The 11,332-nt window shown below is 48.1% G+C and carries 12 protein-coding genes and 2 pseudogenes; 13 read left to right on the top strand and 1 reads right to left on the bottom strand.

Going from position 1 to position 11,332, the window contains the following annotated elements; translation table 11 throughout:
- The 3 genes and pseudogenes from IPL71_RS18605 to gcvPB form a co-directional block, all read left to right on the top strand.
- Positions 1-263 (top strand): glycine cleavage system protein H (locus IPL71_RS18605; protein WP_345324210.1); only part of this gene is annotated, 263 nt, incomplete at its 5' end.
- A gap of 15 nt (positions 264-278) precedes the next feature.
- On the top strand, positions 279-1,628 hold the full coding sequence (gcvPA, locus tag IPL71_RS18600; protein WP_345324209.1) for an aminomethyl-transferring glycine dehydrogenase subunit GcvPA: 1,350 nt from the start codon (positions 279-281) through the stop codon (positions 1,626-1,628).
- A pseudogene (gcvPB, locus tag IPL71_RS18595) lies at positions 1,628-3,112 on the top strand (aminomethyl-transferring glycine dehydrogenase subunit GcvPB). The gene gcvPA and the pseudogene gcvPB overlap by 1 nt, the downstream one beginning before the upstream one ends.
- A 58-nt stretch (positions 3,113-3,170) precedes the next feature.
- Here gcvPB and IPL71_RS18590 read toward each other — a convergent pair.
- Entirely contained in the window at positions 3,171-3,938 is a 768-nt protein-coding gene (locus IPL71_RS18590) for a hypothetical protein (protein ID WP_345324207.1), read from the bottom strand.
- Positions 3,939-4,290: 352 nt separating this feature from the next.
- Here IPL71_RS18590 and IPL71_RS18585 point away from each other — a divergent pair, with 352 nt between their 5' ends.
- From IPL71_RS18585 to IPL71_RS18540, 10 genes and pseudogenes are all read left to right on the top strand, one after another.
- On the top strand, positions 4,291-5,094 hold the full coding sequence (locus tag IPL71_RS18585; RefSeq protein ID WP_345324205.1) for a class I SAM-dependent methyltransferase: 804 nt from the start codon (positions 4,291-4,293) through the stop codon (positions 5,092-5,094).
- A gap of 96 nt (positions 5,095-5,190) precedes the next feature.
- Positions 5,191-6,066 (top strand): VIT1/CCC1 transporter family protein, encoded by an 876-nt coding sequence (locus IPL71_RS18580; RefSeq protein ID WP_345324203.1) that lies wholly within the window; start codon positions 5,191-5,193, stop codon positions 6,064-6,066.
- 81 nt (positions 6,067-6,147) lie between these two features.
- Positions 6,148-6,558: pseudogene (locus tag IPL71_RS18575) on the top strand (DUF1786 family protein); the annotation flags it as partial.
- 26 nt (positions 6,559-6,584) lie between these two features.
- Positions 6,585-7,331, top strand: coding sequence for a DUF1786 family protein (locus IPL71_RS18570; protein WP_345324201.1), 747 nt, complete (start codon positions 6,585-6,587; stop codon positions 7,329-7,331).
- A gap of 94 nt (positions 7,332-7,425) precedes the next feature.
- A complete protein-coding gene (locus IPL71_RS18565) occupies positions 7,426-8,775 on the top strand; it encodes an SIS domain-containing protein (protein ID WP_345324199.1) in 1,350 nt (449 codons plus the stop codon).
- Positions 8,775-9,269 carry an SIS domain-containing protein gene (locus tag IPL71_RS18560; protein ID WP_345324197.1) on the top strand — a complete coding sequence of 165 codons (495 nt, stop codon included), beginning with the start codon at positions 8,775-8,777 and terminating at the stop codon, positions 9,267-9,269. Before IPL71_RS18565 ends, IPL71_RS18560 begins: the two co-directional genes overlap by 1 nt.
- A 73-nt stretch (positions 9,270-9,342) precedes the next feature.
- On the top strand, positions 9,343-9,561 hold the full coding sequence (locus tag IPL71_RS18555) for a hypothetical protein (RefSeq protein WP_345324195.1): 219 nt from the start codon (positions 9,343-9,345) through the stop codon (positions 9,559-9,561).
- Positions 9,531-9,875, top strand: coding sequence for a type II toxin-antitoxin system PemK/MazF family toxin (locus IPL71_RS18550; RefSeq protein ID WP_345324193.1), 345 nt, complete (start codon positions 9,531-9,533; stop codon positions 9,873-9,875). Before IPL71_RS18555 ends, IPL71_RS18550 begins: the two co-directional genes overlap by 31 nt.
- 311 nt (positions 9,876-10,186) lie before the next feature.
- Positions 10,187-10,954 carry a hypothetical protein gene (locus tag IPL71_RS18545; protein WP_345324191.1) on the top strand — a complete coding sequence of 256 codons (768 nt, stop codon included), beginning with the start codon at positions 10,187-10,189 and terminating at the stop codon, positions 10,952-10,954.
- Between the two features lie 139 nt (positions 10,955-11,093).
- Positions 11,094-11,330, top strand: a complete 237-nt coding sequence (locus tag IPL71_RS18540) for a hypothetical protein (RefSeq protein WP_345324189.1) — start codon at positions 11,094-11,096, stop codon at positions 11,328-11,330.
- Positions 11,331-11,332 lie beyond the last annotated feature (2 nt).

Raw genomic sequence — 11,332 nt, 5'->3', positions numbered from 1 at the left:
AATTGCTCGTCGAAGAAGGCGAAGAAGTGACAGTTGGCAAAGCCATTGCATCTGTTGAATCAGTGAAAGCCTCCGCTGAAATTTACGCGCCCGTCGCCGGAAAAGTCAGCGCTGTGAACAAGGGACTTTCAGACAAACCCGAAACTCTTAACTCTGACCCATTCGGCGAAGGCTGGATGATCAAAATCGAAGGCGGCACAGCCGGTGACAACACAATGGACTCCACCGCCTACGAAGCCGATTGTGCAGGGCGCGCTCATTAATAACCCGGAGCCCACATGACCTATATCCCGATCTCCCCCAACGAACGGGATGCGATGCTCAAAACGGTCGGCGTTAAATCACTCGATGATCTCTTCGACGCCATCCCGAAAAAACATCGCTTCCCCGAGCTAGACCTGCCCCCCGCATTAACTGAAATGGAAGCCGCATCACTACTAGGTGAAATGGCATCCACAAACGAAAACGTGCGCGAACACATGATCTCCTTCCTCGGCGCGGGCGCATATCATCATTATGTTCCATCTGTCGTCGATCACATGCTGCGCCGCGGTGAATTCTATACCGCCTACACTCCCTACCAGCCAGAGATATCACAAGGCACACTGCAAGCCATCTTTGAATATCAATCCTTGATGACCAACCTGACCGGCATGGAAGTTTCAAACGCCTCGCACTATGACGGCGCCACCGCCACAGCCGAAGCAGTCAATCTCGCGTATGCTCAATTCCGCGGCAAGCGCAAGAAGATCGTCATGTCGCCCAGTGTGCATCCGCAATATCGTGAAGTCATCCGCACCTACACCCAAAGCCTGGGACTGGTAGAAGCCGGAGATGAAGTATCAGCTGATCTCGAAGTCGGACCCGAAGCGTTGATGTCACTCATCGACACAAACACCATGCTGGTCGTTGTCCAATATCCCGATTTCTTTGGCCGCATCCACGATTACACCAAACTGATCGAAGACGCGCACGCAAAAGGCGCGCTGGTTTGCATCGTTGCGAATCCAACCGCACTGCTCATGCTCAAGACTCCCGCCGATATGGGCGCGGATATTGTCGTCGGCGAAGCGCAGCCCTTCGGCATTCCGCTTTGGTTCGGCGGACCCTATCTCGGATTCTTCACCACAAAAAAATCATACGTTCATAAAATGGCTGGCCGCCTGATCGGTGAAACCGTTGATAACCGCGGACAACGTTCCTACGTGTTGACTCTCACCGCGCGCGAACAACACATCAAACGCGAACGCGCCACATCCAACATTTGTTCCAATCAAGGATTGCTCGCGCTCGCATCCGCTGTTTATATGTCGGTGCTTGGCAAGACCGGTTTACAGCAGGTTGCAAATCTTTGTTATCAAAAAGCACATTACGCCGCCAACGAACTGAGCAAGATCGATGGCTTCGGTCTGTGTTTCAGCGATCCGTTCTTCCATGAATTTGTTTTGTGCTGCCCCAAACCCGCCAGTGAAGTCAACGCATATTTACTCGATCACGGCATCTTCGGCGGCTACGATCTCGGCAAAGATTACCCCTCGCTCGAAAATCATATTTTGATGGCCTTCACCGAAATGAACAGCAAGCAGGAAATTGACACCCTCGTGGAAGTTTTAAAGGAGATGGAATAATGGCTACGATCATGGAACCCACCATCTTTGAACTTTCCTCCCCCGGGCGGACCGGCGTGACCATGCCCGCATCAGACGTACCGGAAGTTGCTCTGCCTCCCAAAGATTTGTTGCGCTCTGAGTTGCCCCTGCCCGAGCTCGCCGAAGTGGACGTTGTGCGTCATTACATGAAGCTCAGCAAATTCAACTACAGCGTAGACGAGGCTTCTATCCTTTGGGTTCATGCACCATGAAATCAACCCAAGATCAACGAAGATACCTGCCGCCTGCCCGGCTTCCTTTACACTCACCCATTACAACCGATCGAAACCGTACAAGGCAATCTGGTTTTGATGTATGAATTACAGGAATGGCTGAAAGAGATCAGCGGCTTCGCAGGCATGACCCTTCAACCTGCCGCCGGCGCACACGGCGAATTTACCGGCGTGTTGATGATGGCCGCTTATCACAAATCGCGCAACGACAGCAAACGCACCAAGATGTTAATCCCCGATGCAGCGCACGGAACAAACCCCGCCTCGGCTGGCATGTTGGGCATGAGCGTCGTCACCATCCCGTCCGATGAGCGTGGCAATGTGGACCTCAAAGCCCTCGCCGCCGCCTGTGACGATACCGTCGTAGGCATGATGCTCACCAACCCGAATACGCTCGGCATGTTCGATGAAAACATTGAGCAGGTTGTAAAACTGGTCAAAGATTGCGGCGGCTTAATGTATGGCGATGGCGCAAACTTGAACGCGCTGCTCGGCATCGTCCGCCCCGGCGATCTCGGCTTTGATGTAATGCACATCAACCTGCACAAAACATTCTCCGTCCCGCACGGCGGCGGCGGACCCGGCTCCGGTCCTGTGGGCGTCAGCGAACGCCTGTTGGACTTCCTGCCTTCGCCATTAGTTGGCATCGTCGAAGAAGGCGATGGTGATATGGCTCCGCTATATGGCTTCGTCACCCCCAAACATTCCATTGGACGCATGAAGGCCTTCCACGGCCACTTCGGCGGCGGACTTGTCCGCGCGTACACGTACATTTCGATGCACGGACCTGACGGCTTGAAAGCCATTTCGCAGTACGCGGTACTCAACGCCAATTATCTACAAGCCCGTTTGCGCGGCACCTACAAGATTCCGTATGACCGCATCTGTATGCATGAATTCGTGGCCGAAGGAAGTTTTGAAGGCAGCGATGTCCGCGCGCTGGATATCGCCAAGCGCCTGATGGATTACAACTTCCACCCACCCACAAACTACTTCCCGCTCATTGTCCACGAAGCCTTGATGATCGAACCCACCGAAACCGAAAACAAAGATACACTCGATCGCTTCGCTGATGCCCTGATCAAGATCGCGGAAGAAGCCAAGACTCAGCCTGAGCTGCTTCACGACGCCCCGCACATCACACCCTTCGGAAGAATGGATGAAGTGAAGGCCGCGCGCGAATTAGTTCTATGCTGCTGGCTGCCAGAGAATTACGAGACACTGACGTAATCATACATATAAAAAATGCCCGCGAGAAATCTCGCGGGCATTTTTTATTATTCGCAGGTTACTTCGGTTCCCAAAAGATCATATCCGTCATTCCGCATCGGGTTCCATAATCCTTATTGGTTCCAGAAAGAATGGAGAACGCAAAGGTTCCGGCGGAAGTCTGGTCGGCGGAGAGCGTATATTCTGTCACCACATCATCCACAGACACATAAGCGCTTTGTCCTTTTACCGAAAGGACAAAATCCGCTTCGGCCGGGTTGGAGAAATTCACTGTACCGGGGCCTCTGGTCTTTCCAACATTGTACACATTTGTTCCGCGCCCCATCAAGAACAAAATACGGCTTGTATCAAGGAAAACCGCGTAATGATCATCATTTTCCTGCAAGCCGAAAATCACGCCACAGCCAGATATTTCAGGGGTAGCGCTCGCGAGTGACCAATCAAAATGGGCGCTAAAAACAAAATCCTTGGCTTTGAAATCAAAAGGCCACCACTGATACCAGCCCAATTGCGCCCAATCCTCTTGAAATGGATCCGGCTCAAAGAATTCGCCTGTTGTGGTCGTAACATATCCCTTTTCTTTATACTCGCTAAGCAATACATTAAAGTCTTCCGCCTTTTGCGTAGCCGCAGCATTTGGAGTGGGAGAGGGTCTTGGTGTGGATGTGGGTCTGGGTGTTTTGGTGGCGGTTGCTTCTGGAGGCGCATCTGTTGCGGTTGCAGCGGGGGTGGGCGTGCTGGTAACAGACATACCGCCGCAAGCGATGCCTGTCAAAACAAGAACAAGAAATAAATACAAAAACGGTGGAAACTTAATTGGTTTCATTTATTTTCTCCTATATTTGATTTGGGAGAAATTTTGGCTCCCCCATTTAAGTGCATTTTATCATGGTGATTAAAAATGGGAAATATAAAAATGTCACTAAAATTTACAGGCGTATTTCACATACCAAACGCGTTATCCATTTATGCTTGCAGACAGGCGGGAGGGGAAAATGTCAAAGACTGGGGTCTGCTATTTGGGTCAGACCCGCTTCCCCGTCAGAAAGATGCGTTTTTTTATTTATCCCCAAAAAAAACTTACAGAGTATCATCGCTTTTGAAATGCAGATAACTTCCCATAATGTACAGGGTTATAATCAGCAATCAATTTCAAGGTCAATATACAGAGGAGAGATATGCTCAATAAGCTGTTGTTTCATCGTTTCCCGAATATCAAAAGCTGGCTGACACGCCTGCAATACGAATTGGTTTCCACATTCGACAAGGACAAGAATGCCATCTTTATGAATTTTGGTTACACCGCCCACCACAAGGAAAACAACCTCCTGCCTCTCGCGGCTGAAGATGAAATCCATCGTTACCCGATGCAGCTTTATCATCATGTGGCGAAATCCATCGAGTGGAATAATATGGATGCGCTTGAAGTCAGTTCGGGGCGCGGTGGCGGCGCGAATTTTATCATGCGTTACTTCAAGCCGAAGTCCTACACGGGCGTGGATTTTTCGACCCGCGCCATTGAGTTTTGCCGCGAACATTACAGTTTGGATGGGCTCAAATTTCATCACGGTAATGCCGAAGCGTTATCCTTCCCTGATAATTCCTTTGATGTGGTTTTGAATGTAGAAGCGTCACTTTATTATCCAAATATCACAAAGTTTTTCGAGCATGTCAAACGTGTGCTCAAGCCCAATGGATATTTTCTTTATACTGATCTGCGGTATGAAGAAAAAGTTGAGATCTGGCACGCGCAGCTAAAAAACATGGGATTAAAACTCATCAAAGAAGAAGAGATCACGGAAAATGTTCTCAAGGCGATGGAAATGGATCGCGAACGCCGCATGCAATTGGTGGATAAATATGTACCTGCCATTCTTCGCAAATCCTTTTATCACTTCGCGGGTCTCACCCCTGATCTGCCAGATGGAATGCCGCATCTTGATAACAGAAGATACTGGTACTTTGTCCTGCAAAAAATATAATGCCCCCGGATCAAAAAGATGCGCTGAACGGCGCATCTTTTTGATTAATAAAATCGCTTACAATTGTCATTGAAAATTTCACACAAGGAGTACATTATGCAAACCATCAGCGAAGACATTCGCAAAAAGATCATCCTCTTTCAAGAAACAGAGATCACCGAATATCATATTTACAAGCGTCTGGCAAAGCGTATCAAATCTAAAGAGAATGCCAAAATTTTGGATCAGATCGCCGAAGACGAACTCCGTCACTACAACGGGTGGAAGGAATATACAAAAGAGGAAGTTCAGCCGCGCTGGTTTTTCGTCTGGTTCTATTATCTGGTGAGTATGTTATTCGGCTTTACCTTTGGCGTGAAGCTCATGGAACAGGGAGAGGAAAAAGCGCAGGAAAATTATGAAGCGGTTTCCAAAGTCATTCCACAGGCCACCCAATATCAGGACGAAGAAGACAAACATGAACATCAATTGATCGAAATGCTGGATGAAGAAAGACTGCAATATGCCGGTTCGGTGGTGCTCGGTCTCAACGATGCGCTCGTGGAATTAACAGGCGCTCTGGCCGGGCTGACGCTTGCTCTGCAAGATGTGAAACTCATCGCCCTTTCAGGACTCATCACCGGCATTGCCGCTTCGCTTTCGATGGCGGCCAGTGAGTATCTTTCCACCCGCTCTGAAAAGACAAGCAAACATCCTGTCCGCGCTGCGGTGTATACGGGCATTGCCTACATCACCACCGTGACCTTGCTCATCCTACCCTATCTTTTATTTGAAAATTTTTATCTTGATCTTGCCATAGCGCTTACAACTGCGGTCATCATCATTGCTGTTTTCAATTACTACATTTCCGTTGCAAAGGGAGAATCCTTCCGCGAGCGGTTTATCGAAATGGCTGGATTAAGTTTGAGTGTGGCAGCTTTCTCGTTCGTGATCGGCTATTTCATCCGCCAATGGCTGGGGATCGAAATTTAAATCACCTTGATGAACGGAGATGAACAGGGATAAAGAAAAAAAATTTGTTCATCTCCGTTCATCTCTGGATAAATCAAAATCATGAAAATATTAACGGTAGACATCGGCACGGGCACACAGGATATTTTTCTTTACGATTCGAATCTCGACATCGAGAACGGATTCAAACTCGTTCTGCCTTCGCCGACCATGATGGTTCATCGCCGTCTCAAGCAGACGCTTCTTTCGCGCCGCCCGATCCTGCTCACTGGACATCAGATGGGCGGCGGCCCTTCGGCATGGGCCATCGAAGAAGCTGCGCGCGCAGGGATTCCGGTTTATATGACACCATCTGCCGCGACAACTTTGAATGATGAGTTGGAGAAGGTGGAGGCGTTGGGAATTAAGATTGTTTCGGAGGAGGAGAGCCTTCAGCTATCAGCGGTCAGCAAGATCGAGCTGAAAGATTTTGATTTTGAGTTGATCTCCAAAACATTTGCGGATTATGGTGTTTCATTGAAAGATTTGGGGCGGTTGCTGTGGCGGTATTTGACCACGGCAATGCACCGGCGGGAGTTTCAGATCGTCAATTTCGGTTTGATTATTTGGATGAGAGAATCCGGCGCAATTCTCTTTCTTCTTTCATCTTCCCTTCAAATAAAATTCCAAAGATCATGACGCGTATGCAGGCTGTCGCTGACTCGGCAGATAATCTCGATTGTCCATTACTGGTGATGGATACGGCGCCCGCGGCGGTGTTGGGTGCAAATTTTGACCCGACGGTGATGAAGCGTGAGCGCAAGATCATTGTCAATGTTGGGAATTTTCATACGCTGGCGTTTCGTTTGGGTGATGGGATAGAGGGAGTCTTTGAACATCACACCGGGGAAATTGACCTGCCAAAACTTGAGTCTTTGATACGAAGATTGGCAGATGGCTCGTTGAAACATGCAGATGTATTCGATGATATGGGTCACGGCGCGTTGGTCTATGGGATAAATCCATTTGAGTTTGGCAGGGATGAGTTTGATATTGTGGTGACAGGGCCAAGACGAAGTATGTTTCAGACGGCGGACGATAGACCGCAGACCACGAACAATCGTCCATCGTCCACGGTCCATGGTTATTTGCGCCCTTACTTCGCTGTGCCATTCGGTGACATGATGATCGCGGGCTGTTTTGGTTTGCTGGCGGCTACAGCGGAGATCATGCCCAATTTGGCTGAATCAATTAACGGGTCGTTGCGAAGCGGGCGCGGACGTGGAGTCACGCCGTGGGATGCATGACAAATCGCAAGCAGTTACATGCAAAACGTTAGTTATCACATCCATCTGACATCGCTATAATCCTTTTACGATTTCAATTTAGGAGACTTAAACCATGTGTGGAATTTTTGGATATGTAACAAATAAAGAAGAAGCATTGGGACCCATTCTTATTAACGCGGCAGAGAGACTCACCTATCGTGGCTATGACTCTGTTGGCGCGGCAACCATTAACAATGGAAAGATTGATCTGCGCAAAGATGTGGGCAAGGTGGATTCGGTGGCGGCGAAATATAACATCGCCGAAATGCGCGGACAGCGCGGGATTACGCAGTTGCGCTGGGCGACGTTTGGCGAGCCTTCGCAAGTTAATTCACAGCCGCATTTGGATTCGAATGGCGACATGGTTGGGGCGCATAATGGCAACGTTGTCAACAATGTTGAGCTGCGTTTGGAATTTATGGCGGAGGGCATGACTGTCCGCTCGCAGAATGACGGTGAGACTTGTGTGCATGCGGTGGAGAGATATATCAGCCGCGGATATGAATTCATTGATGCGATCCGTCTCGCGTATGGCGACCTCGAAGGTGATTATGCCTTTGTCATCGGGCGTGCGAATGACGATAAGTTATATGCTTTCAAAAAAGGTTCGGGCATGGTGATCGGAATCGGTGATGGCTTTACTTGTCTTTCGTCTGACCTGCCTTCGATCTTGCCGCTCACCCGCGAAGTGATCCGCCCGCAGGATGGGGAGATCGTCACCTTGTGGGCAGACCGTGTGGAAGTGCGCTCTGTCAAAGATGGAAAAATAATTCAACGAATGTCAGAAACAGTTACGGAGTCGATGGATGCGGTGCAGAAGGGCGGGTATCCGCATTTTATGTTGAAAGAAATCCACGAGCAGGCACAAGTCGCCCGTGAGTTAATCCACTTATTGGATGGCAGCCCCGATGTGCAGCCGTTGGTCGAAAAGATGAAGAACGCGCGTCATCTGTATTTGATCGGATGCGGCACGAGTTATCACGCGGCGGCGGTGGGCTCGGTGTACATCGCGCAGCTAGCGGGACTGACCGCCATCCCTGTGCTTGCGCCGCAGTTCATCGCGCAATACGCGCCCGCGGTGGGATATGAAGATGTGGGGATTTTTGTCAGCCAATCGGGCGAGACCAAGGATGTGCTCAACGCGTTGGAAGCCGCCGAGAAGCGCGGCATGGCTTGTTTTGGATTGGCGAACGTGGTGGGCTCGACGTTGACGAAGGCGACTTCGTTCTGCCTACCCTTGTGCTGCGGATACGAAATCAGCGTGCCCGCCACGAAGACATTTACCAACCAGGTCGTGACGTTTTTGTATCTGGCGTATCGGCTCGCTGGTCCTTCGACTGCGTTCCCCCCGTCCCCCCGCGCCTCCCCGGGGGTCTTCCCACCCTCCGCTCAGGACGAGCGATTGATAGTATCCCTGATTTGATGGAGCAGACGATTGAGATGGTTGGTCCGCAGATCGAAGCGATTGCCAAAGACATCAACGAGTGGAACGACATGTACTGTCTCGGCTACGGCGCGACCTATCCGATCGCTTTGGAAGGCGCGTTGAAATTAAAAGAAATCACGTATGCCCATTGCGAAGGCATGCTCTCGACCGAGTTCAAACATGGACCGCTCTCCGCGGTGAGCAAGGGATTCCCGATTGTCTTTGTGGCGGGACCTAACGATGTGCCGCTCATCATCAGCGGGATCAATGAAGTGAAAGTCCGCGGCGCGCGCACGATCACCATCGCCGAAGAGGACGCCCGCCTGCGCGCCAACGGCGATGATTTGGTGGTTATTCCAAAATCAGATGCGCAGATAAGCGCGTTGCTGGGAGTGTTGCCGTTGCAGTTGCTTTCGTATCACATGAGTGTGTTGCGCGGGTTTGATCCTGATTTTCCGAGGAATTTGTCCAAGACGCTGACGGTGGATTAGGTTTGGTAATTGGTAAATTGGTTGGTGAAAAAATATCTTTATTGATTCAGCCGTTCTTATGCAAGGAGAAGCCATGTTTACTGTTGAAGCTATAATTGATGAACGGGGGAATGTAAAAATTCTCCAGCCTGTTCCGCTGCAAGGCACACGCCGGGCTCTTGTGATCGTTCTTGATGAGCCTGCATTGCCTGTTGCTGAGACAGCATTATTAAGCGAAGCCGCGCTTGCGGAAGACTGGATGAGACCAGAGGAGGATGAAGCATGGTCATACCTAAATCGGGCGACGTCGTAGTTCTGCCCTTCCCATTTTCCGACCTTTCCGAGAATAAAGTCCGCCCAGCGGTAGTGTTGGCACGCGCCAATAAAAGTGACTGGATTCTCTGCCAGATCACAAGCAATCCTTACGGAGATGCACAAGCGGTTGTGATTGATAAAACTGATTTTGAGTCGGGAATGTTGAGGCTTCAAAGTTACGCGCGTCCGTCAAAGTTATTTACAGCAAATGAGGGATTAATCATTTCTGTTGAGGGGACTCTAAAACCAGAAAAGTTGAACGAAATTCGAGAAGCGATTATCACAATTTTGAATCAATCAGGCAAAAAATAAGCTGCCGTTGCAGTTGCTTTCGTATCACATGAGTGTGTTGCGCGGGTTTGATCCTGATTTTCCGAGGAATTTGAGTAAAACCTTGACCGTAGACTAGGATAAAATGACACAGATTTTATGAAGAACTAGTTAGATAAAATGGGCATGGAGACAACTGACATGAAGAATTTCAGGAAATTTATCTCAATCATATTTTAACACAAAATCTATTGGTGCTCTTTCAGCCTTATATGGAGCATTATCATTTATTCGAGATGAATTCTTACCTGTAGATATGGCAGAAAAACTTCGACTTGGGGGAGTATTAAAAAATGATAGACTGGTATTGGTGGATAATTTTCGGAGTTATTATTTGGGCTATTTCTGTAGCATGGGAATCTACAAAACGCTCTGACATCAAAGAAACAAAACCTGAGACAAAAGTTGAAATCAGCGGCGATTCACCGCAAATTTCTACGGGAGAAAATTCACGTAATATACAAACGAGTGGAGGAAATTATATTGAAAAACTTGAAATTTCATTATCAATACAAGACGACTCATTCAAACAACAAGCCGCTTCAAAAAAGCCTACTACAAGAAGGACAGACAATGTTACGCCGTTTTTAATTGGTGTCGTTCTTGATTTGTCAAAGACCGCATTTGATTCAATATATCAACTTTCCCAAAAAGATGAGGATTTTTTTCAGAGACTTATCAAAGCATTAAACACATTGGTTAATAAGTCGATTTCATATTGTGAACATCCACACTCAAAAGACATACTCCCGAAATTCTCTCTGTTTTTCTATGGCTTTGGGTTTGGGAATGCACTAAAAGGATTGGATTCGATAGCAAGCAGATTGTTAGGCATTCCACCTGACGAGGAAATTCCAACCGAACCTGTCAGAGACCTACTAAAACTTACGGCTGAAAATGAGGGGTTGCCATGCACTCCTAATGCCGCAGAATTAAACAAATACTGGAAAACATATCGAACTGGGATGATTTCACAATATGTTGACATGGACTTCAATGATGCGCCCCTTATTCAGTCCTTGAAAACGGCTCAGAACGATTTGCAAATGAGCAAAAGATAAAAAATATCAACCTTTACTACTCGTTGTTACCAACGGGAAATTTACCGATGGTGATTATTTAGAATTATTAGAAGTTGCAAATGCAATTAAGAGTGATGGTGTTACCCTTGTAATTGGCTTTATTGGCAAAAATGATATTATGCCAACTCGAACGTTATTTAGTAAAGAAGGCTCTAAATGGAACAATGAAGCTAAAACACTATTTCAATGTTCTTCAGAATTAGATAAAAGCGGCAGAATAGGCAAAGCCGTATTAGAAATGGCTATTGAAAAATCATGGGAAATACCAGAAAATGCCAGATTGTTTTTACAAGTCAATCAACAAGAGATGCTAGAAGAATTGATTGATATCATAACTAGCCCACTTAGAGATTGATT

The sequence above is a fragment of the Candidatus Villigracilis proximus genome (genome assembly GCF_016717045.1).
GTDB lineage: Bacteria > Chloroflexota > Anaerolineae > Anaerolineales > Villigracilaceae > Villigracilis > Villigracilis proximus.
The sequence above is the reverse complement of the archived record's forward strand: the minus strand, read 5'-3'. Positions and strand labels throughout refer to the sequence as shown.